We start from the raw sequence: 23,107 nt of genomic DNA, 5'->3' as shown, positions 1-23,107 counted from the left end.
GTTCGCTGAGATGTCAACCTTGCAGGCTCGGTGACGAGGCGATCAATCCCTCCCCTCAAGGGGGAGGGGAGCAGAAGGCCCGAGCGTTCCACTTCTTACGGCGGATCGATCGTCCGGTTGGCGGCAATCGCTGCGAACCAGTTGGGCGGACGCTCGATCATCCGGCGCACCACCGGGCGTTCCGGGCCCTGGTGCAGGTTGCGCAGTTTTTCGCCGATCACCTCGTCGGCATGGGTGAGACGCTGGTTGTGCCGGGCGTATTCGGTCCAGGTTGGGCTCTTGTAGCTTTCGACCCAGACGTCGGTCTCCGAGAGGTCGCGGCGCAGCACCCATTCGCGGGCTCCGTCGCGCATCCGCACCCGTTTGCGATCGGCCATGACGCGCAGGAACTCGCGCACATCCTGCGGGCGGATCTTGTACTCGATGCTGATGACGATCGGCCCGGAGCGCGGCTCGATCGGCAGCGCGATCTGCGGTTCCTGCCAGCGGTTGGCGGGGTCGAGGTCGAGCATTACCCGCGGCGGGATCGACAGCAGCAGCCCGACGCCGGCGCCGACGACAAGGGCGATGGCCGAGGCGACCAGCGCATTGCTGACGCCGAACTCTTCGCCGGCAACGCCCCAGAGCCAGCTGCCGGCGGCGAGGCCGGCAAATGTGGCAGTCTGGTAGAGTGACAGCGAGCGGCCGACCACCCAGCGCGGGGTCGAGAGCTGCACGGTGACGTTGAACAGGGTCAGCGCCAGCACCCAGCAGGCGCCGCCGAGCATCAGGGCGACGCCGGTCAGCCAGGGCGAGGGGCTGAGCCCGGTGACCGCGGCGCAGATGGCGAAGCCGACAAAGGCCAGCCGGACGATGGCTTCGCTGGAGAACTGCTCGGCCAGCCGGGCGCTGATCAGCGCCCCGCCGACCGCGCCAAGGCCGAAGGCGCCCAGCAAGAGGCCATAGACCAGCGGCCCGCCGCCGGGAATCTGGCTCGCGACTACCGGCAGCAGCGCCAGCACCGAGCTGGCGGTGAGGCCGAAGATGAAGCTCCGCACCAGCACCTTGCCCAGTTGCGGCGACAGCGCCATGTAGCGGACACCGGCGAACATCGCGGCGCCCACCGCCTCGCGCGGCAGGCCGGCGGGGGCAGGGGCGGGCTTCCAGCGCAGCAGCACGAACAGTAGCCCGAGATAGCTCACGAGGTTGACGGCGAAGGCTGCAGCAGCGCCGGCGACGGCGACGATGATGCCGCCCACCGCCGGGCCAAGGCTACGCGACAGGTTGAAGCCGATGGAGTTGAGCGCCACGGCCGAGCCGACGCTGGAGCGCGGCACCAGGTCGCCGACCGAGGCCTGCCAGGACGGGTTATTGAGCGCCGTGCCGCAGCCGATCAGGAAGGTGAAGGTCAGCAGCAGCCAGGGGGTGATCAACCCGAGCAGCGCACTGAGGGTCAGGAGCGCCGAGACCGCCAGCATGAAGAACTGCGCCACCAGCATCACCCGGCGGCGCGGGAAATTGTCGGCGATGGCGCCGCCGAGCAGCGAGAACAGCATGATCGGCAGCGAGGTGGAGGCCTGGACCAGCGCCACCAGATCGACCGAGTTGGTCAGCGCCGTCATCATCCAGGCGGCGCCGACGCCCTGGATCAGGGCGCCGAAGCTCGAGACGAGGTTCGCCACCCAGATGTTGCGGAACGTTCCGTGCTGCAGCGGCTGCAGGACCGATGGTCGATCCTTGGCCATGGCTTACCCCCGATCAGCCCAGGTAGCGGTGCGTCAGGTGCTCCTGGAAGTGCTTGGAGTTCAGCTTCTCGCCGGTGGCGCGCTGCAGCAGCTCGGGCGTCGAGTACTTGCTCGCCTGGCTCCAGATCTTCTCCCGCCGCCAGTCGTTGATGCCGACGAAGCGGCCATTGCGCATGTCCTCGCGGGCGTTCGGCTGGTCGCGCTCGATGGCGCTCCAGAGCTGCGCCGCGATGATGGCGCCCAGCGTGTAGCTGGGGAAGTAGCCGATGGCGCCCGACGGCCAATGCACGTCCTGCATCGGGCCATCCTTCATGTTGTCGATGGTCGAGAGCCCCAGATACTCGCGCATCTTGGCGTCCCAGGCCTCCGGCACATCTTTGGGCGCCAGCTTGCCGCTGATCAGGTCCTGTTCTAGCTCGAAGCGGAGAATGACATGCAGCGGGTAGGTGGCCTCGTCGGCATCGACGCGGATCAGGCCGCGCTCGATGAGATGGACATGCGCCAGCACGTCTTCGAGGTCCCAGCCGGCAATGGCGTCTTCGCCAAGTTTTTCACGCACATGCGGCATGGCCCATTCCCAGAACTCGGGCGAGCGGGCGATCTGCTTTTCGACGAACAGGCTCTGGCTTTCGTGCATGGCCATGCCCCGGGCGCGACCGACCGGCCAGTGCGTCCATTCCTTGGGTAGGCCCTGCTCGTACAGGCCGTGCCCGGTCTCATGCAGGATGCCCATCAGCGAGGTGAGGAACTCGCCCTCGGTGTAGCGGGTGGTCATGCGGATATCGGTGGGCACGCCACCACAGAACGGGTGGTGTGAGACGTCGAGACGGCCGTGCGCGAAATCGAAGCCGACGGCCTCCATCATGACGAGGCCCAGCGCCTTCTGCTTGTCGATGGCGAACGGGGCGTTGAGCGGCTTCAGCGGACGCCTGGCCAGCTTTTCTTCCTGGTGCGCGAGGGCCGCCGGGACGAAATCCTTGAGGAAGGTCTTGAGGTCGTTGAGCACCGGCGCCACCTCGGCGACCCGGTTGCCGGGGTCGTACTGCTCCATCAGCGCGTCATAGGGCGAAAGGCCGAGCACGTCGGCGCGCAGTTGCGCTTCTTCGCGAGCGGTGGCGACGAGACCTTCGAAGGCCGGCAGGAAGCCGGCCCAGTCGCCGGTAGGCCTGAGTTCGCGCCACAGCTGTTCGGCCCGGATGCGGGCGTTCACCTGCTTCCGAACAAAATCGGCCGAGAGGCAGGTCATGTTGGTGTGGACGCGGCGGAACTCGCGGATGGCGAGGCCCTGCATCTCGTCGAGCGGCTCGGCCTCGGCGTCGCCGAGCCAGTCGCCGACTTCCGGCGCGGTGGCCATCTCGTGGTACATGCCGGCCAGCATCGACATGGTCTCGGCGCGCTTTTCGCCACCGCCGACCGGCATCATCACCGCCTCGTCGACACCCAGCATCGACTGCGCATGCTCGATGGCTTCGAGCTTGCGGCTCAGCGCGTCGAGTTTGGAGAAGGCGGAATTGGGAGAGGGCATCAGGAACTCCAACAAGCGAGTGGCGAATAGTGAGTAGCGAATAGGGAAGGACGGCGAAACCCCATTCGCTACTCGCTATTCCCCATTGGCTAACGAATGGGGAAAGGGCGCAGCCGGGGAGACTGCGCCCTCTGGGGCGGGTTCTGTTCTGGAACCGGCCGAGGCTGACGGCACCAATGGGGGATTGTGCCGTCAGCGATGGGGAAGCTGATCAGGAGGGGGCGCCAGGCGCCTCCCCTGGGGGGTCAGAAGGGGAGGATCGCGTCGGCGATCTGCTGGCCGTAGCGGGGTTGCTGAACCTGGGTGATCTGGCCGCGGCCGCCGTAGGAGATGCGGGCTTCGGCGATCTTGGACGAGGGGATGGTGTTGTCGGCGTGAATGTCCTCGGGGCGGACGATGCCGGCGACGATCAGTTCGCGCACTTCGAAGTTGACGCGCACTTCCTGTCGGCCCTCGATCACCAGGTTGCCATTGGGCAGCACCTGCACCACGACGGCGGCGACCTGGGTGGCGAGGCTTTCCTTGCGGTTCACCGAGCCCGAGCCGCCATCGGCCATGTCGCCCGAGGTGGTGATCTTGCCGGAGGCCTGCACGTCGGCCAGCGGCACCTTGCCGCCGAAGATCGAACCGAGCACGCCGCCGACGCTACCTTCCGACGACGAGGTGCGCTCGCGATCGGTGGAGTTCGAGATCTTGGCGCTGTCGTCGATGGTGACCATCACCGTCAGGATGTCGCCGATCTTGTGGGCGCGCTGATCCTTGAAGAAGCCGCGGGCCTCGTTGGAGAACAGCGAGTTGGGCTGATACGAGGCCACCACCGGTTCCGGCATCGGCATCTGCACCGGGCGATAGCCGGCCTGGGCGGTGGGATCGGAGATGGCCGTCAGGCGCGGCTGCTGGCCGACAGAGGCCAACTGGTCCATGGTCGAGCACCCGGCGAGGAGGGCGGTGAGCGCGAGGGCGGCGAAGAGTTTCATCGGGTGCATTTTCATTGTCCTTTCGCCCATCACAGCCCGGCGACCTGAAGCTTGGTGGCGGCGGTGGTGATTTCCACCGCGCCGCCGGCGGTCGCGACGCCGTTGAGGATTTTGCGCGTTACGCTGTTCATCACCTGCACCGGCTGGCCGGTGACGGCATCGCCGAGCGACTGGCCGACCACGGTCAGCGTCATCGGGCCGGTGCGCAGCAGCACGGTGACCTCGGTATTGCGGCGCACGGCCAGCGGCTCGGTCACGTCGGTGGCCTTCAGCATGACCCCGGCGCGCGAGTTGCGGCGCAATTGCTTGCCGACGAGATCGTCGAAGTTCTCGACGCCGGATTGGTCGGCGAAGGCCAGCGAGACGCGTTTCATCTCGATATCGGCGGGGGTCAGCACGGCGCCGGCCTTCAGCGAGGCGGCGAGGTGCGGCACTTCGACCAAGAGGTCGATGCTGCCGGCGACATCGACCGGCAGTTCCATGCCGGCGACCTGGAAGCGGGCAGAAAAGCTTGCCGCACCGGGCTGGTAGCGCAGGGCCAGCAGCGTGACCGGGGTCTCGACCGCTTCGGCATTGTAGCTGAGCGCCGGGTCATCGAAGCGGGTATGGAGCTCGGCACCAGCCGGGAGCAAGCCGCGGACGGCGAGGTCAGCGGAGATGAGGCCGGAGAGGACGGTCGTGTCCACGACCGTCGCACGGCGTTCGACGCGGACGCTGAGCAGGCCATCCTGGGTGTAGTCGGTAAGCCCGGCCTTGGCGGCGGCGGCGCGCACGGCGTCGAGGCTGACGATGCCGGTCGTGCCGGGCTCGGGGGCGCGGAACAGGGCGCGCTCGGCGAGGAGGCCGGCATCCTCGAACATGTCGCCGACAGTGATGACCGGGTGGTTGACCGAGACTTGCGCCTTGAGCACCGGCGCCGCGAATGCGGTGGAGCCGGTGAAGGCCAGGAACAGGGCAGGGAGGATGAACTTCTGCATCTAGCTTCTCCCGATCAGCGCAGTTGGCTGGCCGACTGCATCATCTCGTCGGCACCGGAGATGACGCGGGCGTTCATCTCGTAGGCGCGCTGAGCGGCAATCAGGTCGGCAATTTCGGTGACGGAGTTGACGTTACTGGCTTCGAGATATTCCTGCAGCAGGTCGCCCATGCCGTCCTGGTTCGGCGTGCCGACCTGCGCCGGGCCGCTCGAGGCGGTCTCGACGAACAGGTTGTTACCGGCTGAGGAGAGGCCCGCCTTGTTGACGAAGCGCGCCAGTTGCAGCTGCCCGACCGTGGTCGGGGTGGTGTCGTTGTCGAGGAACACCTCGACCGTACCATCGGGGCTGATCGACACCGAGTTGGCATTGCCGGGAATGGTGATGCCGGGCTGGATCTCGTAGCCGTCGACATTGACCAGTTGCCCCTCGGGGCTGCGCTCGAATGAGCCGTCGCGGGTGTAGCCGGTACGGCCGTCGGGCATCTGCACGACGAAGAAGCCTTCGCCGCGAATGGCGACGTCGAGTTCCTTCTCGGTCGGGGCGACGCTGCCCTGGCTCATGACGCGCGGCGTCGCCGCGGTGCGTACGCCGGAGCCGACCTCGATGCCGACCGGCGCCATGGTGCCCGCCTCGGAGGTGGTGCTGCCGGCCTGGCGCTGGACCTGGTAGAGCAGATCCTGGAACTCGGCACGCGCCCGCTTGTAGCCGGTGGTGCGCATGTTCGCGATGTTGTTGGAAATGACTTCGACGTTGCGTTCCTGGGCGGCCATGCCGGTCGAAGCGATGTAGAGGGCTTTCATCTTGTGTGCTCCGATCAGCCGTTGAGGTTGCCGAGTTTCTGGATCGCCGTGCGGCGCTGGTCGTCCTGCTTGGAGATCAGCGAGGCGGCGCTCTCGTAGGCGCGCTGCACGCGGATCATCTCGGTCATCTCGCCGACGCCGTTGACGTTGGATTTCTCGATCGAGCCCTGCAGCACCTGGGTCGCTGTCGCTTCGATCGGGTCGGTACCGGCCCACAGGTTGCTGCCTTCGCGGGTGGTCGACTGCGGGTCGGCGAACTCGACGATGCGCAGGCGCCCCTTCTGGCCGGCACTCGATGAGACCGAACCGTCCTCGCCGATCATGATGTCGGTCTCGCCGGCGGTGAACTGGATCGGGCCGCCATTGCCGAGCACCGGGTTGCCGTTGAGATCGACCAGCGTGCCGGTGGTATCGATGGCGAGTGAGCCCGACCGGGTGTAGCGCTCGCCGGCGGTGGTCTCGACGGCGAGGAAGCCATTGCCCTGCAGCGCCACATCCAGCGGGTTGCCGGTCTCTACCAGCGCGCCGCCGGACATATCGTGGATGGTGGTCCAGTCGTCGGTGTAGCTGAGGGGCTGGTCGAGGGTCGGGAAGTCGCGATCCCGGGCAACCGGCATCAGGTACTCCTCGAACAGCAGCTGTTCGGATTTGAATCCGGTCGTGTTGATGTTGGCGATGTTATTCGCCACCACATCCATCTGCCGCTGCAAGGCGATCTGCCGCGACAATCCGATGAGCTGCGCATTTTCCATGGCGCCGAAGTCCCCGTTACGTCCCCGAACCGTCCGACCTCCCCAGGCCGTCAGGCTCGCCATTAACACTGCAGCAACCATGCCAAGTCGCGATATCAAGCAAAATCAATTAGTTAGGTCAGGGCGTGGCCCGGCAGGACGTGCCACCCGGCAGGGCGCGTGGCAAAAACTGCCCGGCAATTTGTGCCGGGTTGATGCAGTTCGTAACCAATCGTTAACCCTCGGGCGCTTAGCTCGATCCTGACTGGAATCGTCCGGTGGGGCAGGGGTTTGGGGCATGGCGGCTGAAGCCGATATCGAGGGTGGCGAAGGCGCCGCACCCGCGAAGAAGAAGCTGCCCATCATGCTGATCGCCATGGTCGCTGCAGTCGTGGTGCTGCTCGGCGGCGGCGCCGCGGCATATTTCCTGTTCTTTTCGGGGCCCAAGCCGGACGAGACGCATCTCGCGGCGGTGCCGGAGACCTTCATCTTCAACCTGCCGACAATGACGGTGAACCTGCGTGGCGATGGCGAGCGCGAGCAGTTCATGAAGCTCACCGTGGCGCTGGAAGTCGCCAATGAAGAGGTGATGACCGAGATCCAGCCGCGCATGGCCAAGGTGGTCGACGCGTTCCAGGTCTACCTGCGCGAGCTGCGCAAGACCGACCTCGAAGGCTCGGCCGGTATCTACCGCCTCAAGGAAGAGCTGCGCCGGCGCGTCAACATCGCGATCTTCCCGGCGCAGGTGGATTCGATCCTGTTCAAGGAAATCCTGGTGCAGTGATGGCTGGTCCCGGCGAACAGGACAAACTGAGCGACGAATGGGGGCTGGATCCGGCCAGCAGTGGCGCATCCGCGCCCGCCAAGGCGGCCGAGGACGACATGGGCGCCGAGTGGGCCGCCATGCTCGAGGCCGACAGCGTTGAGGCCGGGGCCGCCGACCGGGTGCTGAACCAGGACGAGATCGACAGCCTGCTCGGCTTTGATCCCAATGCCGGCGGTGGCGCCGAGCTCACCGGAGTGCAGGCGCTGATCAACTCGGCGCTGGTCTCCTACGAGCGCCTGCCGATGCTCGAAATCGTCTTCGACCGGCTGGTCCGGCTGGCGACGACCTCACTGCGCAATTTTACCTCCGACAATGTCGAAGTGGCGCTCGACTCGATCTCCTCGGTGCGCTTCGGCGACTACCTCAATTCCATTCCGCTGCCGGCCATCCTCTCGGTGATCAAGGCCGAGGAGTGGGAGAACTACGGTCTCCTCACCGTCGACTCCTCGCTGATTTACTCGATGATCGACGTGCTGCTCGGCGGTCGCCGCGTCGGCGGGCAGATCCGGGTCGAGGGCCGGCCCTACACCACCATCGAGATGGCGCTGGCGCGGCGGATGATCGAGGTGATCCTCGAGGACACGCATCGCGCCTTCGAGCCGGTGACCGAGGTCAACTTCCGGGTCGAGCGGCTGGAAACCAACCCGCGCTTTGCCGCCATTTCGCGCCCGGCCAATGCGGCGATCCTGATCGAACTCAGGATCGAGATGGACGATCGCGGCGGCAAGATCGAAATCCTGCTGCCCTACGCGACGATCGAGCCGATCCGCGAGCAGTTGCTGCAGATGTATATGGGCGAGAAGTTCGGCCGCGACCCGATCTGGGAAGGCCATCTCGCCACCGAAATATTTGCCGCCGATGTCGAAGTCGACGCGATCCTGCATGAGATGGATCTGCCGCTCAGCCGGGTGCTGTCGATGCAGCCGGGCGACACGGTGATGTTCGACCGCACGCCGAGCGACCCGATTGGGCTGAGGTGCGGCAATGTCGATCTCACCGAAGCGATCATGGGGCATATCGGCAACCATGTGTCGGTGCGCGTGTCGCGCCCGCTGAACGCGCCGAAGGTAACGATGGCGGCCTTCGAAGCCATCGATGAAAACAAGCAGGAGGGCCGCTGATGTTCGGTTTGCCGTTGGGAATCGTGATCGAAACGCTGGTTACGATTTTGCTCGCCACGACAATCGGCTATTGCGTGATCCTCAACCAGCGCCTGAAGCGGCTGCACGCCGATCGTGGTGAGCTCAAGCAGATGGTGGCCGACCTGGTGCAGGCCACGGGCCTCGCCAATGCGGCGATCCAGGAGCTCAAGCACACGGCGCAGGAAGCCGAGACGGTGCTCGAGACGCGGTTGGGCGAGGCCGAGCGCTTTGGCGTCGAGCTCGCCAATCACGTCAATGCCGGCCAGCAGATCATGGACCGGCTGGCGCGGATCACCAGCGCGGCGCGCGGCACGCAACCGTTCGACGATCGGCTGGATGAACCCAACAAGGTGCAGTCGGCGCTGCAGCAGCTCTCCATGCGTCCGCGCATCAGGGGTAACGCCGCCTGATGAAAACGCCGCGCCTGCTCCCGGTCGTCATAGCTGCCGCTACCGCGCTCCTGCTCTTCAAGGGCATCGGGCTGGTGACGACTGGCGGCTATGTGCTGACCGGCGCGGGCAGCGCGGTGGCGGCAGGCGGTAGCGGCGGCGAGCACGCGGGGGCGGCCGCGGCTGGTGGGGCCGGGGTCGACCCGACCATGGCGCTGCCGCCCGATACCACGATGGCCGATACCAGCCCGACGCTGAGCGACGGCGCTCCGGTGCTGCCGCTGGAGCCCGAGGGCGCGGCCGAAGCCGGTGGGCATGGCGCCGAGCCGGCAGCGGAAGCGCCCGCCGAAGCAGCGCCGGCGGAAGAGCAGGCGCCTGCACCGATCGAAGTGGCGTGCGCCGCTGATGCGGCTGCTGAGCCAGCGGCCGGGCATGGCGCGGCTTCGGCTGATGCAGCCGCGGCGGCCCCGCTGGTCGATTGTCCGCCTTCGGTCAACGAGCATGGCGATGCCCTGCCGATGGAGCTGAACAGCGCGGGCGTCCTGGCGCCGATGGAGGGCGAGGGTGGCAGCGAGAGCGAGCTGATCGGCCGCCTTGGCGAACGCCGCGATTCGCTCGATGCGCGGGAGAAGGAACTCGAGATGCGCATGGCGCTGGTCGAGGCGGCGGAGAAGCGGCTCGACGAACGCACCGCGACGCTGAAGGCCATCGAGGCCAAGATCAACGCGCTGGTCGACGAGAAGAAGGCGGCCGAGAACGAGCAGTTTGCCTCGATCGTCGCCATGTACGAGACGATGAAACCCAAGGAAGCCGCCACCATCTTCAACCAGCTGGATATGGGCGTGCTGATGCGGGTGGCGAAGGCGATGAACCCGCGCAAGATGGCGCCGGTGCTGGCCCGGATGGACCCGATGAAGGCCAAGTCGCTGACTGCGGGGCTGGCCACCGAGCAACCGGAACCGTCCCTCGATACGCCGGTCGAGGACCTCGCCAGCCTGCCGCAGATCGTCGGCCAGTAGCCTGCCAAAGCCTCCATTTCCGCGGCGTTTGTCACGCCTCCGGTTAGGCCCCCGTTAAGCCCGTCTGCCTATGCTCGTCGCACCAGAAGAGTGTAGGGCGGGCAGAAGCCGGCATGACATCGCGGGTCGCATATCGGCGAGGGGCGTTCGCGTTCCAGTGGCGCTTGGTTGCTTTGGCGTTGCTCTTCGCCTGCAGCCTGTGGCCCAGTTTCGCTTCGGCACAAGAGAAAGCGCAGATCTTTGCCACGCCCGAGAACGGGTTCGGACGGCTGATCATTGCCTTTCCGGAGCGGATGGATCTCCCCAAATACAAGGTGAAGTACGAGAACGGCGTGCTCGCCATCGAGTTCGAGCAGCCGATTTCGATCCTGTTGCCCGATATCTCGCTCGCCATGCCGGACTACGCCACCATTGCGCGCGTCGATCCGGACCAGCGCGGCATCCGCATCGGGCTCAGGACCACCTTCAACATCAACCGCATGGATGCGGGCGAAAAACTCTATATCGACCTGCTGCCGACCAGTTGGGTCGGCCTGCCGCCGGCACTTCCCGCCGAGGTGGTGAAGGCGCTGGCTGACCGCTCTGAGAAGCTGGCCAAGATCGCCGAACAGAAGCGCAAGGAAGCAGAGGCCAAGCTCCTGCAGCCGGTGGCCACGGTGCGGGTCGGTCGCAACCCAACATTCCTCCGCATCCAGTTTGACTGGAATGTCGACGCCAAGGCGAAGTTTGCGCTGAAGGGGACCAAGGGGACGCTGGCCTTCGATTGGCCGGTGCCGATCGATCTCTATGCGCTGAAGGCCGACATGCCGCCGGAGTTCAAGGGCGCCAGCAACGCCGTCAGTCCGGCCGGCTCGTCCGTTGATCTCACCGTGGCCGAAGGGGTGGTGCCGCGCTTTTACGAGCTGTCGCCACGGCAATTCGTGGTCGATGTCGATATCGCGCCGGAGGAGGGGCTGAAGGCCGCGCTGGCGGCCGAGGAAAAGGCCAAGCAGGCCCGGCTCGACCTCGAGGTCGCCACAGCCGAGCAGGAGCAGCGCCGCGCCGCCCGCCTCGGGCTCGAAACCGGGCACGACGACACCGCCGAGCTCTACCCGACCAGCCGTGGTGTGGTGACGCCGACAGTGACCACGGTCGGCAAGACCGTGCGCATCGCCTTTCCGTTCGATGCCGATACCCCGGCGGCGGTGTTCCGGCGTGGCGATACCGTCTGGATGGTGTTCGACACGCCGCAATCGGTGGTGGCGCCGCCACCGTCCGATGCGCTGGCCAGTATCGCCAGCAATTTCGAAATGGTGGCAGCCGGCGAAACCAAAGTCGCGCGCATGGACCTGTCATCCGACCGGCTGGCGACACTGGGCTCGGAGGGCAGGGCCTGGGTGCTGTCGCTCGGCGATGCGCTGCTCAGCGCCACCGAGCCGATGACGCTCGACCGCGAACGCGACGAGGACGGCCGGTTCGAGATGACCGCCGATATCGAGCGGCCCGGCAAGGTGCATGTGCTGCGCGACCCGGTGGTCGGCGACAGTCTCAGAGTGGTGACGGTGATGCCGCCGGCACGCGGGTTGACGCGCAACCTGCAGTTCGTCGATTTCGATGCGCTCCGCTCGGCCCATGGCCTCGTCATCAAGCCGCGCAATGACAGCCTCGATGTCGAGGTGGAAGACAAGGTCGCCGTCATTTCCGCGGCGAACGGCCTGACGCTGTCGACGCTCGAGACGTCGCGAAAACTCGATGCCGGCAACTCGCCTGAGTTCCGCCAGAGCTATCTCGATCTGGGCGTATGGCGCGAGGACAACCCCGCAGCGTTCACGACGCGCAAGGAAGAGACGATGGCGCGGGCAGCAGCGGCGGAAGGGCAGTTGCGCGATGTGGCGCGGCTCGACCTGGCGCAGCTCTATGTCGCCAACGACCTCTCGTATGAAGCGATCGGCGTACTTGGCATTCTCGACGAGGAGCTGAAGAGCGAGGACCTACGCAAGAAGACCCGACTGGTCCGCGCCATCGCCGATACGCTGGCCGGGCGCTGGCGCGATGCGCTGATGACGCTCAACGCCGGCACCTTCCCCGAGGAGAGCGACGCGCTGATGTGGCGCACCATCGCCCGCACCGATAGCGGCGATTTCCGCGGCGCGCGGCTCGATGCGATCGCCGCCGAGGGGATCGTCGCGACCTATCCGATCTGGATCCAGACCAAGTTCCTGTTCGCGGCCTTGCGCGCGGCGGTCGAGACCAATGATGCGCAGATGGCGCTGCGGCTGCTCGGTGAGGTGGATTTCCCCAAGCTCGACCCGGAACAGACCAGCTTCTTCCAGCTGATGCAGGGGCGGGTCGCCGAGCTCGAAGGGCACGACCAGGACGCAGTCGACACCTATGGGCAGGTGATCGCCTATGACTTCCGCCCGACCCGGGCCGAGGCGGTGTACCGCACGCTGGTCCTGCTGCGCAAAGCGGGCAAGGTCGATCTCGCCAAGGCCACCGAAACGCTCTCGGCCGAGTCGCTGATGTGGCGCGGCACAGCGCTCGAGGCCGATATGCAGAAGCTGTTGGCTGAGCTCTATTTCGCCAATCACGACTATCGCGACGGGTTCGATGCGGTGAAGCAAGCCGCCGCCAGCTTCCCCGAGAGCGAATCCACCGACACGCTCCTGGGCGAGGCACAGCAGACGTTTGAGGATCTCTACCTCAACGGGGCGGCCGACAACCTGAGCGACCTCGATGCGCTGGCGCTCTACTACGATTTCCGCCAGCTCACCCCGCCGGGGACGCGCGGCGACGAGATGATCCGCAACCTGGCGCGCCGGCTGGTGAAGGTCGACCTCCTGACCCAGGCGGCGGACCTGCTCGAATATCAGATCGACAGCCGGCTTACCGGCGTGGCGCAGTCGCAGGTGGCAGCCGACCTGGCGTTGATCCGCATTGCCGACCGCAATCCGGAAGGGGCGCTGCGCGTGCTCAATCGCACCCGGCTGGCCGACCTGCCGCCGCAGCTGGAGCGGCAGCGGCGTATCCTTGAATCGCGGGCGCTGATCGATGCCGGTCGGCAGGAGTTGGCGCTCGATTTGATCTCCAAGCTTACCGGCAAGGATGCCGATATCCTCAGGGTCGACGGCTACTGGAAGTCGAAGAACTACGCCATGGCGTCGGAGCTGCTCGAAATCCTCAACGCGCCGATCGATGGCAAGCTGTCGCAGCCGGCCCGGATGAGCGTGGTCAAGGCGGCAGTCGGGTTCGTGCTGGCCGGGGATGAGCTCGGGCTATCGCGCATCCGCTCGAAATTCTCCGAGCAGATGGCGAACTCGGCCGAGTGGCCGCTGTTCGAGTACGTGACCCGCGACATCGCTCCGCAATCGGTGGAGTTCCGCAAGGTGGCGCGCGAAGTCGCCAGCGCCGACTCGCTCGACGCGTTCCTCGCGTCGTACCGGGAGCTCTATGGCAGCGCCGAGATGGTGCCGGACAAGTCGGTACCGGGGGCGGCTTAGGCTGCGGCCGGAAGTGTTGCCTCTGCAGCTGGTGGCTGTGGACCCCACCGCTGTCCCCTCCCCGCAAGGGGGAGGGAGACCCATACACCAGCATCGCAGTTCCATCGTCTCCCTCCCCCTTGCGGGGAGGGATTAAGGGTGGGGGGCGGCACGCGCCGGCGGCGGCGTATTCGGGCGGCCTGAAGCTGCCCTAAGTACTCACAAAACTCCGGATCAGCGAGCCGGCGACCAGGTGCCAGCCGTCGACCAAGACGAAGAAGATCAGCTTGAACGGCAGCGAGATCACCACCGGTGGCAGCATCATCATGCCCATCGACATCAGCACCGACGCCACCACCATGTCGATGATGACGAAGGGCAGGAACAAGAGGAACCCGATCTCGAAGGCGCGCCTGAGCTCCGAGATCATGAAGGCCGGGATCAGCACCTGCAGCGGGATCGCCGTGCGATCGGCGGGGGCCGGGGTCGACGACATGTCGAAGAACAGCTGCAGGTCGGCGGGCCGGACATTGGCCGCCATGAAGTCATGCACTGGCGCCGAGGCCCGGGTGAAGGCTTCCTCGACCTGGATCTGGCCGGCAACCAGCGGCGCAATGCCGTTGTCGTAGCTCTGCTGTAGCGTCGGGCCCATGACGAAGAGGGTGAGGAACAGCGCGAGGCTGACCATCACCGAGTTGGGCGGCGCGGTCTGAAGACCAATGGCGGTGCGCAGCAGCGAGAGCACCACGACGATGCGGGTGAAGCTCGTCACCATGACGAGGATTGACGGCGCCAGCGAGAGCAGGGTGATCAGCCCGACGAGCTGGACCGCCCGTTCGGTGATGGTCGCGTCGTTGCCGAAATCGATCGAGATGTCCTGGCCGAAGGCGAGGCCCGGCAGGATCAGCGCACAGAGAAAGGCGAGTAGCGTAAGGACCCGGCGAAGTGCGGGGCGACTAGCGGCTATCCGCTTTGGGTTCGTCCCCGAGATTGCGTTGAGCGCCAAGCGCAGTCCGCCCGTTGTCCTTGCCTGCGGGCGTTGTAGCTGAGTCGGCTTTGCCGCGGCCGGAGTTATCCCCAGTCATCGCCGGCATCGGGATAATGGCGGGCTCCATGGTGCTGACCGGGCGCAACAGCCCGGTATGGCGGAGCGAGGTGGATTTGCGTGCGCCCGGGCGAACGAACTCGCGCAGCCGGTCGATCTCGGACGTGCTGAGCGTCGGGGTGGCCGGCGGCGGCACTTCGTGTTCGACGCTGCGGCGGGTCGGCATCGGCGGGCGCTCCACCGGAATGCCGGTCTCGACGATGACGTCCTGCGGGCCACCGGTGAGGATCAGGTGCTCGACATTGTCGCGCCGGATGATCAGCAACTGGCGCTTGGCGTCGACCTGCATGTGGTCGATGACGCTGAGCCGCCGGTTGCGGCCCCGGCCGACGACGGTGGTGCCACGGGTGAGCAGTTTCAGCGCCCACAGGCCGAGGACGATCAGCACCAGGACGATGCCCAAAGCGAGCACCGAGGTGACGATGGTACCGGCCGACTCGCCCAGCAAACTCGTCATGAATTGCATCGCCGCGCACTCCCTCGACGCTCGGGGTGGCCATCCGAACGCAAATCAGTGGAACTTATTGCCGAGTAATGCGCCCAGATTATGCAAAATGCGAGACAACTCGGCGTGCGGAGGCTCGTGGTTAATGTCTCGTTAACGCTTGCTAGGCAGGATTTGCCCAGTTCCTCAGGGGATTCTGGACCCGGCTCACCATGAAATTAGGACTGCTCGACGCCATCGGCGAGAAGATGCGCTGGCACCAGACGCGCCAGACCTTGCTCGCCGAAAATGTCGCCAATGCCGATACTCCCGGCTACCGCGGTCGTGACCTCAAGGCTTACGGCTTCGAGGAGCACATGAAGACCCTGTCGACGGCAAAGATCGCGACGGTGACGACGCAGCCGGGGCACATCGCGATTTCCGGCACCGATGCCGACGGGTTCGGCGCCCGCACGATGAACAGCTTTGAGATTACCCCAGAGGGCAACGGCGTGACGCTCGAGGACGAGATGATGAAGGTTGCCGGCAACCAGATGGATTACCAGGCGATCACGACGCTCTACACGCGCTCGGTCAAGCTGATCAAAACCGCCCTCGGCAAGCAGGCATAGCGATGAACGACTTTCTTTCGTCCCTCAAAATCGCGGCGACGGGCCTGCATGCCCAGTCGGCTCGCATGCGGGTAATCGCCGAAAACCTCGCCAACGCGGATTCTGCCGGCAAGACGCCGGGGGAGGACCCGTATCGGCGCAAGATCCCGACCTTCAAGGCGGTGATGGACAACGAGCTCGGCGCCACCAAGGTGGAGATCGGCCGCATCGCCTACGACCAGTCCGACTTCACCTCGCGCTTCGAGCCGGGGCACCCCGCCGCCGACGCCACCGGCTATGTGCGCTACCCCAACGTCAACTCGCTGATCGAGACGATGGACATGCGCGAGGCGCAGCGCAGCTACGAGGCCAACCTCAACGTCGTCACCGTCACCCGGCAGATGCTGGGGTCCACCCTCGATATCCTACGCGGCTGACGCGTCTTTTCCAGGAACTGATCATGGCTCTTCCAATCAACGCCGCCACGGCTGCCTATTCGAATGCCGCCAAGCTCCTGGGGCAGGCGCAGAAGCCGCAGCTCAACCAGGTCGCCGATCTCGGCGGCGGGCAGGATTTTGCCAAAATGCTCGGCCAGGCCGTGCAGGGCGTGGTCGACAGTGGCAAGGTCGCCGACACCAAGGCGATGGAGATGGTCAGCGGCCGCGGCGATATGGTCGACGTGGTGACGGCCATCAGCCAGACCGAGCTCGCCATGGATACCATGGTGACGGTCCGCGACCGGGTGATCTCGGCCTATGAGGAAATCATGCGGATGCCGATCTGACGGTTCGCGACTCGCGATATCGTGCAGCAGGCAGGGCCGCTCATGAACCATTCCCACCCACTCACAGATGTCATCCCAGCGAAAGCTGGGACCCATGTCTCCGCCCGCGCAAGCGGCGGAATGGATCCCCGCTTTCGCGGGGATGACGCCGAGTGGGAGGCGGGTGCCGGCGGACCAGCGGCCTTCGGGAGCGCCACAGCATGACCGGCGCCGCGGTTCTCGATCTTGCCCGTGAGGGCATCTGGGTGATGATCCTCGTTGCCGCGCCGATGATGATCGTCGGGCTGGTGGTCGGCGTGGTCATCGCGCTGTTCCAGGCGCTGACCCAGATCCAGGAAATGACGCTGGTGTTCGTGCCGAAAATCCTCGCGATCTTCGTCACCATGCTGCTGTCGCTGCCGTTCATGGGCGCCATCCTCGGTGGCTATATGACGAAGCTCGCCGACATGATCATGTCCGGCGGCTGACGATGATCTCGCTCAACTGGCTGCCCGAGACCGCCTATTTCTATGTGCTGATCTTTGCCCGCGTCGGCGCCATGCTGATGCTGATCCCGGCGCTGGGCGAAACCGCTATCCCGGCCCGCATGCGGCTGAGTTTCGCGCTGGTCTTCGCCGCCGTGCTCTATCCGATCGTTTCGCCGCAGCTGCCGGCGCTGCCGACCAACCTGCCCGAGATGGTGGTGGTGGTGCTGCACGAGGTGATTGTCGGGCTGATCCTCGGCGCCATCGCTCGGCTGGCGGTTTCCGGCACCCAGGCCGCCGGCGCCATTATCGCCTCGTCATCCGGCCTCTCGGTGGCGCAGGCGGCCGACCCGACCAATGGCGGCGTGCAGGGCGCGCTGATCGGTGCGTTCCTCAGCTTTCTCGGCATCACGCTGATCTTTGCCACCGACCTTCACCACGTAGCGCTGTCGGCGATCCATGACAGCTACATGATCTTCACGCCCAAAGAGCCGCTGATGTTCGGCGATGCGGCAGAGACGGTGGTGGATACCGTCGCCGGCGCCTTCGTCATCGGGGTGCAGATGTCGGCGCCGTTCATCGTGTTCGGGCTGGTGTTCAACCTGGGCATGGGCATTCTCAGCCGGCTGATGCCGCAATTGCAGGTGTTCTTCATCGCCATGCCGGCGACGGTTGGGGTTGGCTTGATCCTGATGGCGCTGCTGCTGGCCATGATGATGGGCCTCTACCTGATGCATTTCGAGGGCGTGCTCGCCATGCTGCGCGGCGTTCGCTAATGCGCGTCGCGATCTCCAGGAGTCGCTTCGTGCGCCTTAGCTCTTTGTTTTTGCGCATGTCTTTGTCCCGAAACCGGTACGCACTTTCGGGAGACATGCGGTAGATGAGCGACGAGGCCCCGGAACAGTCATCAAAAACCGAAGACCCTTCGGAAAAAAAGCTTCGCGACGCCCATGAGAAGGGCGACGTGGTCAAGAGCCAGGAGGTCAATACCTGGTTCATCCTGTCGGGCTCGGCGCTGGTGTTTGCCATGATGGCCGGACCGACCAGCGCCAGCCTCGTCGAACAGCTCAAGGTGCTGCTCGGCAATGCGGAAAAGTTCGAGGTCGGCAGTCAGGCGCTGGCGGCGTTCTGGAGCAGCCTCGCGGGCTCGATCCTGATGGTGGCGATCCTGCCATCGATCGTCCTCGCCGCATTCGGCATTGCCGCCAACCTGGTGCAGCACCGGCCGCTGCTGTCGCTCGATCCGATCAAGCCGAAATTCTCCAAGATCAACCCGATCGAAGGGGCGAAGCGCCTGTTCTCGACCGAGGCGCTGGTCAACTTCGTCAAGGGGCTGATCAAGCTCGCCGTGGTTTCGGCGGTGCTGTGGTTCGTGCTGGCGCCCAAGATCGACAGCCTGGAAATGATGATCCAGCTCGAGCCGGCGATGATCGCCGCCGAGTTCATGGATTTGAGCCTCAACATTTTCGGGGCGGTGCTGGCGGTGGTCACCGTCGTCGCCATCGCCGACTACGTCTACCAGCGCACCCGCTGGTGGAACCGGTTGAAGATGACGGTCCAGGAAACCCGCGACGAATACAAGCAGCAGGAAGGCGACCCCAAGGTCAAAGGCCGCATCCGGCAGGTGCGCATGGAGCGCAGCCGCAAGCGCATGATGGCGGCAGTGCCCGAGGCGACGGTGGTGATCACCAACCCGACCCACTTCGCCGTGGCGCTGAAATACGATCGCGACATGGCGGCGCCGCAATGCGTCGCCAAAGGCGCCGACGCCATCGCCTTCCGTATCCGCGAGTTGGCCAAAGCGAACAACGTGCCGATCGTCGAGAACCCGCCGCTGGCCCGGGCGCTCTATGCCAGCGTCGACATCGACCAGACCATCCCGACCGAGCACTTCAAGGCGGTCGCGGAAGTCATCGGCTTCGTGATGCGGTTGAAGCAGAGCCGCGGCTGGAAGGCTGGGTAGGGAGAGGCAAACTCGATGCCCATCTCCCCCGTGCGGGGGAGAATGGGATTTCTTGGGCTTAGCTTCTTGGCTAAGCCTTAGAAATTCCAAGAGAGAGGGGATGCGGAGCCACCGTGCCTCTCCACGTCCCCCTCTCTTGCGAAAACTAAGGACTTAGCTGCGCTAAGCCCAAGTTTTCGCTTTCTCCCCCGCCGAGGGGGAGATGGCTGATAGGCTGGTGCTGTATCCCTTCCATCCCCCTCACAAATCTGCCCGACCTGACGGGGATAACGCCATTGCGGCTACCCAACCGACTTGTGGCTTTGCTAGACCTTGAGAAGGCCGATTCGGCGTGACTTTTCCCCGGGGCACCACCAGCGCATGGCACCTCTGCCGCTCGACGAGGATAACTATCCCAACCCGCTGCTGAACCGCGGGCGCAGCAGCGCGGGGCTCTGGCGCGTGGTGGCGCTGGCGGCCTTCTTCATTACGGGCGCGGTGCTGCTGGCGACGCTGGGCGACCGCATTCCGGCCGACCTGATCCTGGTGTTTCTCGGGCTGCTCGCCGTGGTCGGGGTGTTCTGCCTGTTCGCGGTGGCCGCAGGGCTGTTCCGCTTCTCGGCCAGCGAGGATACCCAGACGCTCAGCCGCGCCGTGGTCGACAGCCTGCCGTTCGGCGCGCTGGTCACCGACCGCGAAGGCAAGATCAGCTATGTCAACGCGCATTACGGCGAGTTTCCCGGCGGGGTGACTGACGGCGTGCCGGTTTCGGTGCCGCGGCTGTTCGCCGGTGAGCCCGAGGCCTCCGAGGCAGTGTATCGGCTGGCGCGCGCGGCGCGTGACGGCCGGCCGGCGATCGAGGATATCCGCATCATCGGCGGGCTCGGCGGTTCGGTGGGCGGCTCGACCAAGCCGTTCTGGTACCGGGTCGGGGTGCGGGCCCTGCCCACCATCGACGAGGGCGGCAAGCCCCTGGTGCTGTGGACCGTCGAGGACATTACCCGCGACCGCGAGCGGCAGGACAACGCCTTCCTCGAACTGCAGCGCGCCATCGACTATCTCGACCATGCGCCGGCCGGTTTCTTCTCCGCCGACGCGCAGGGCAGGGTGCAGTACCTCAACTCGACCCTCGCGGACTGGCTCGGCTACGATCTCGCCGAGTTCGAATCCACCGCCATCCGGCTCAGCGACATCGTGCGCGGCGACGGCGCGAGCCTGTTGATGCGCGGCCGCTCGGACGGCGAGATCCGCACCGAGATCATCGATATCGACCTCGTCCGCCGCAACGGCACCAGCTTCCCGGTGCGGCTGATGCATCGCGCCGCGCGCCTCGCCGATGGCGAGCTCGGCGAGACCCGCACCCTGGTGCTCGACCGCCGGCAGGGCGCCGACAAGGAAGAGGCGCTGCGCGCGTCGGAAGTCCGCTTCTCGCGTTTTTTCAACGACACGCCGTTCGCCATCGCGACGCTCGACAAAGCCGGCCGCATCATTCGCACCAATGCGCCGTTCAGCCGGATCTTCGATTGGGCCGGTGGCGAGCAGTCGATCGACATGCAGCCGATGGCAGACCTGCTGGCCGAGGGCAACCGCGAGGCCTTCGCCAAGGCGATCGACGCGGCGCTGGCCAGCCGCTCCGAGATCGAGCCGGTGGATGCGACGCTGACCCGTGGCAGCGACCACGCGGTGCGCCTCTATGTCTCGAGCTCCGAGGAAGCCGAGGGCGCGGCGGAGCGGATCAACGTCTATGCGCTCGACATGAGCGAGCAGCGCAAGCTCGAAGCGCAGTTCGCCCAGGGCCAGAAGATGCAGGCCGTGGGCCAGCTGGCCGGCGGCGTGGCGCATGACTTCAACAACGTGCTGACCGCCATTATCGGCTTCGCCGACCTGCTGCTGTTGAAGCATAAGCCGGGCGACCCGAGCTTTGCCGACCTGATGTCGATCAAGAACAGCGCCAACCGCGCAGCCGGCCTCACCCGGCAGCTGCTGGCCTTCTCGCGCCGGCAGACGCTCAGGCCGCAGGTGCTCGAGGTGCCGGGGCATCTCGACGACCTCACCGTGCTGCTGAAGCGGCTGATCGGCGAGCAGATCACCCTCAGTGTCGAGCACTCCAATCCGGTCTGGCCGGTGAAGGCCGACCTGGTGCAGCTCGAGCAGGTGGTGGTCAACCTCGTGGTCAACGCGCGCGATGCGATGCCCAATGGCGGCGACATCACGCTCAGGACGCGCAACGTCACCGAGGGCGAGGCCAGCGGCTTCACCTATACCGGGATGCCGCCGGCCGACTACGTGCTGATCGAAGTCGAGGACACCGGCACCGGCATGCCGCCGGAAATCCTCGAAAAGATCTTTGAGCCGTTCTTCTCCACCAAGGAACTCGGCAAGGGCACCGGCCTCGGGCTCTCGACGGTCTATGGCATCGTCAAGCAGTCATCGGGCTTCATCTACACCGACTCCATCGTCGGCAAGGGCACCACGTTCCGCATCTTCCTGCCGCGCTACGTGCCGACCGAAAGCGATGTGCCGGTCAAACAGGCAGTGGTGCAGGTCAAGGACCTCACCGGCCATGAGCGCATCCTGATCGTCGAGGACGAGGACAGCGTGCGGGCGTTTTCGGCGCGGGCGCTGCGCACCACCGGCTATGAGGTGTTCGAGGCCGATAGCGGCGACGAGGCGCTCGATGTGCTGGAGGAGCTCGACTACAAGATCGACCTGATGATCTCGGACGTGGTGATGCCGGAAATGGACGGCCCGACGCTACTCACCAAGGTGCGCGAGCACATGCCGGATCTGAAGGTGATCTTCGTTTCCGGCTATGCCGAAGAGAACGTCCGGCAGGACATTGCCGATAACCAGAGCGTCGAGTTCCTGCCCAAGCCGTATTCGCTCGACCAGATCAACACCAAGGTGAAGGACGTGCTGGGTAAGGTCGAACAGGGCGCCGAGTAGCGGGCAGTAGCCTTTCGGCTCCAGCAGGCCTATATGCTGGACATGGATACCAGCCTTCCCAAGATCGACCAGTTCCTTGCCGCCCTCGACAGCGCCGTTGCCGATGGCAGCTTCGTGCGCCTGGCGCTGCGCCTGCCGTTCGGCACCGACGAGACGCTGAAGAGCGTCGATGTCAAACCCGCGACCATCCGCGAGCAGCTGAAGCTCAGCTTCACCTTCCACCACCAGACCCGCGACCTCACGCAGAACCATCCGCCCGCTGGCGCGATCGGCCAGCTCAGGCGGTTGATGGAGAAGGACTTTCGTCAGGCCTTCCTGTTCACCACGGCGTTCGATCTGCAGTTCGACAGCCAGGGCAAGGCGCCGCGGCTGAAGCAGAGCGAGCCGACCAGCAAGGCGCCGGCCACTCTGTCACACGATCGCGCCAAGGCCCGCCCGATCCCGGCGGCCGGCAAAGCCTGGCTCACCGAGCTCGGCGTCACCGGCGCCGATGGGCAGGTGCTGAAGGCGGCCGGCGACAAGTTTCGGCAGATCAATCGCTATGTCGAAATCCTCGGGCCACTGCTGAAGGCGATCCCCGAGGGCAAGCTGAACCGAGTGGTCGATATGGGCGCCGGCAAGGGCTATCTGACCTTCGCCGTGGCCGACTATCTGAAGCAGAACCTTGGGCGTTCCGCCGAGGTGGTCGGTGTCGAATTCCGCGACGATCTCGTGAGCTTCTGCAACGAGACGGCCCGCGCCACCGGCATCGGCAACCTGAGCTTCGAGCAGGGGACGATCGAGAATTTCGACTCCGCCGGTGCCGACGTGCTGATCGCGCTCCACGCCTGCGACACCGCTACCGATGACGCCATCGCCAAGGGGATCGCTGCCGGTTCCGAACTGATCGTCGTCGCGCCGTGCTGCCACAAGCAGATCCGCCGCGAGATCGAGACCTCGAACCGCGGCAATGCGCTGGATTTCCTGATGAAGCACGGCATCTTCGTCGAGCGGCAGGCCGAGATGGTCACCGACGCGATGCGCGCCATGATCCTCGAGCATTTCGGCTATTCGACCAAGGTGTTCGAGTTCATCTCGGACGTGCATACACCCAAGAACGTACTGATCGTTGCGACCAAGACCAGGCGCGGCAAGGATGCCGCGCAGCTGAGGAAGCTGGCGGAGGCCAAAGAGTTCTTCGGCATCCGCCGGCACTATCTCGAGGATGCGGTGGGGCTTTAGGAGCCATGTTTGAGGCTGGCTCGGGGTTCACGAGCGGCCAGC

General features: G+C 65.6%; 21 protein-coding genes. 13 read left to right on the top strand and 8 right to left on the bottom strand.

Features of this window, described 5'->3' with window-relative positions; translation table 11 throughout:
* Positions 1-95: 95 nt before the first annotated feature.
* The 6 genes from ACSQ23_RS15970 to flgF all read right to left on the bottom strand — a co-directional run bounded on the left by ACSQ23_RS15970 (position 96) and on the right by flgF (position 6,755).
* Positions 96-1,724, bottom strand: a complete 1,629-nt coding sequence (locus tag ACSQ23_RS15970; protein WP_055882342.1) for an MFS transporter — start codon at positions 1,722-1,724, stop codon at positions 96-98.
* 13 nt (positions 1,725-1,737) lie between these two features.
* Positions 1,738-3,249 carry a carboxypeptidase M32 gene (locus ACSQ23_RS15965; RefSeq protein WP_436091175.1) on the bottom strand — a complete coding sequence of 504 codons (1,512 nt, stop codon included), beginning with the start codon at positions 3,247-3,249 and terminating at the stop codon, positions 1,738-1,740.
* A 245-nt stretch (positions 3,250-3,494) separates the two neighbouring features.
* Positions 3,495-4,241, bottom strand: a complete 747-nt coding sequence (gene flgH / locus ACSQ23_RS15960) for a flagellar basal body L-ring protein FlgH (protein ID WP_407065075.1) — start codon at positions 4,239-4,241, stop codon at positions 3,495-3,497.
* A gap of 14 nt (positions 4,242-4,255) precedes the next feature.
* Positions 4,256-5,203: a flagellar basal body P-ring formation chaperone FlgA gene (flgA, locus tag ACSQ23_RS15955; protein ID WP_436091174.1), complete on the bottom strand. Its 948-nt coding sequence runs from the start codon at positions 5,201-5,203 to the stop codon at positions 4,256-4,258.
* Positions 5,204-5,217: 14 nt separating this feature from the next.
* A complete protein-coding gene (gene flgG / locus ACSQ23_RS15950) occupies positions 5,218-6,003 on the bottom strand; it encodes a flagellar basal-body rod protein FlgG (protein WP_436091173.1) in 786 nt (261 codons plus the stop codon).
* 14 nt (positions 6,004-6,017) lie between these two features.
* Positions 6,018-6,755: a flagellar basal-body rod protein FlgF gene (gene flgF / locus ACSQ23_RS15945; RefSeq protein WP_436091172.1), complete on the bottom strand. Its 738-nt coding sequence runs from the start codon at positions 6,753-6,755 to the stop codon at positions 6,018-6,020.
* Between the two features lie 277 nt (positions 6,756-7,032).
* Here flgF and ACSQ23_RS15940 point away from each other — a divergent pair, with 277 nt between their 5' ends.
* The 5 genes from ACSQ23_RS15940 (at position 7,033) to ACSQ23_RS15920 (ending at position 13,589) form a co-directional block, all read left to right on the top strand.
* A complete protein-coding gene (locus ACSQ23_RS15940; protein WP_436091171.1) occupies positions 7,033-7,518 on the top strand; it encodes a flagellar basal body-associated FliL family protein in 486 nt (161 codons plus the stop codon).
* Positions 7,518-8,681, top strand: a complete 1,164-nt coding sequence (gene fliM / locus ACSQ23_RS15935; RefSeq protein ID WP_055882318.1) for a flagellar motor switch protein FliM — start codon at positions 7,518-7,520, stop codon at positions 8,679-8,681. Before ACSQ23_RS15940 ends, fliM begins: the two co-directional genes overlap by 1 nt.
* Positions 8,681-9,112, top strand: a complete 432-nt coding sequence (locus ACSQ23_RS15930) for a DUF6468 domain-containing protein (protein ID WP_055882316.1) — start codon at positions 8,681-8,683, stop codon at positions 9,110-9,112. The genes fliM and ACSQ23_RS15930 overlap by 1 nt, the downstream gene beginning before the upstream one ends.
* On the top strand, positions 9,112-10,110 hold the full coding sequence (locus tag ACSQ23_RS15925; protein WP_436091170.1) for a MotE family protein: 999 nt from the start codon (positions 9,112-9,114) through the stop codon (positions 10,108-10,110). The genes ACSQ23_RS15930 and ACSQ23_RS15925 overlap by 1 nt, the downstream gene beginning before the upstream one ends.
* Positions 10,111-10,283: 173 nt before the next feature.
* Positions 10,284-13,589 carry a tetratricopeptide repeat protein gene (locus ACSQ23_RS15920; protein ID WP_055882311.1) on the top strand — a complete coding sequence of 1,102 codons (3,306 nt, stop codon included), beginning with the start codon at positions 10,284-10,286 and terminating at the stop codon, positions 13,587-13,589.
* 190 nt (positions 13,590-13,779) lie between these two features.
* Here the strand turns inward: ACSQ23_RS15920 and fliP are convergent, their stop codons facing one another.
* A complete protein-coding gene (gene fliP, locus ACSQ23_RS15915) occupies positions 13,780-14,574 on the bottom strand; it encodes a flagellar type III secretion system pore protein FliP (protein WP_407065074.1) in 795 nt (264 codons plus the stop codon).
* Positions 14,525-15,130, bottom strand: a complete 606-nt coding sequence (locus ACSQ23_RS15910; RefSeq protein ID WP_436091169.1) for a hypothetical protein — start codon at positions 15,128-15,130, stop codon at positions 14,525-14,527. Before ACSQ23_RS15910 ends, fliP begins: the two co-directional genes overlap by 50 nt.
* A gap of 200 nt (positions 15,131-15,330) precedes the next feature.
* On the opposite strand from ACSQ23_RS15910, the gene flgB reads away from it, so the two are divergent.
* From flgB to ACSQ23_RS15870, 8 genes are all read left to right on the top strand, one after another.
* Positions 15,331-15,729 (top strand): flagellar basal body rod protein FlgB, encoded by a 399-nt coding sequence (flgB, locus tag ACSQ23_RS15905; RefSeq protein ID WP_436091168.1) that lies wholly within the window; start codon positions 15,331-15,333, stop codon positions 15,727-15,729.
* Positions 15,730-15,731: 2 nt separating this feature from the next.
* Positions 15,732-16,145 carry a flagellar basal body rod protein FlgC gene (gene flgC, locus ACSQ23_RS15900; protein WP_055882301.1) on the top strand — a complete coding sequence of 138 codons (414 nt, stop codon included), beginning with the start codon at positions 15,732-15,734 and terminating at the stop codon, positions 16,143-16,145.
* Positions 16,146-16,168: 23 nt separating this feature from the next.
* Entirely contained in the window at positions 16,169-16,492 is a 324-nt protein-coding gene (gene fliE / locus ACSQ23_RS15895; protein WP_055882295.1) for a flagellar hook-basal body complex protein FliE, read from the top strand.
* A gap of 200 nt (positions 16,493-16,692) precedes the next feature.
* Entirely contained in the window at positions 16,693-16,959 is a 267-nt protein-coding gene (fliQ, locus tag ACSQ23_RS15890; protein WP_055882293.1) for a flagellar biosynthesis protein FliQ, read from the top strand.
* 2 nt (positions 16,960-16,961) lie between these two features.
* A complete protein-coding gene (gene fliR, locus ACSQ23_RS15885) occupies positions 16,962-17,732 on the top strand; it encodes a flagellar biosynthetic protein FliR (protein WP_244488495.1) in 771 nt (256 codons plus the stop codon).
* Positions 17,733-17,836: 104 nt separating this feature from the next.
* Positions 17,837-18,919: a flagellar biosynthesis protein FlhB gene (gene flhB / locus ACSQ23_RS15880; protein ID WP_055882290.1), complete on the top strand. Its 1,083-nt coding sequence runs from the start codon at positions 17,837-17,839 to the stop codon at positions 18,917-18,919.
* Positions 18,920-19,279: 360 nt separating this feature from the next.
* The gene (gene cckA, locus ACSQ23_RS15875; protein ID WP_055882287.1) at positions 19,280-21,844 is read left to right on the top strand and encodes a cell cycle histidine kinase CckA; all 2,565 of its coding nucleotides are present in this window, start codon (positions 19,280-19,282) and stop codon (positions 21,842-21,844) included.
* A gap of 33 nt (positions 21,845-21,877) precedes the next feature.
* Entirely contained in the window at positions 21,878-23,065 is a 1,188-nt protein-coding gene (locus ACSQ23_RS15870) for a class I SAM-dependent methyltransferase (RefSeq protein WP_436091167.1), read from the top strand.
* Positions 23,066-23,107: the final 42 nt, after the last annotated feature.

This window comes from Devosia sp. LjRoot16, assembly GCF_964252795.1.
Classification (GTDB): domain Bacteria; phylum Pseudomonadota; class Alphaproteobacteria; order Rhizobiales; family Devosiaceae; genus Devosia_A.
The sequence above is the reverse complement of the archived record's forward strand: the minus strand, read 5'-3'. Positions and strand labels throughout refer to the sequence as shown.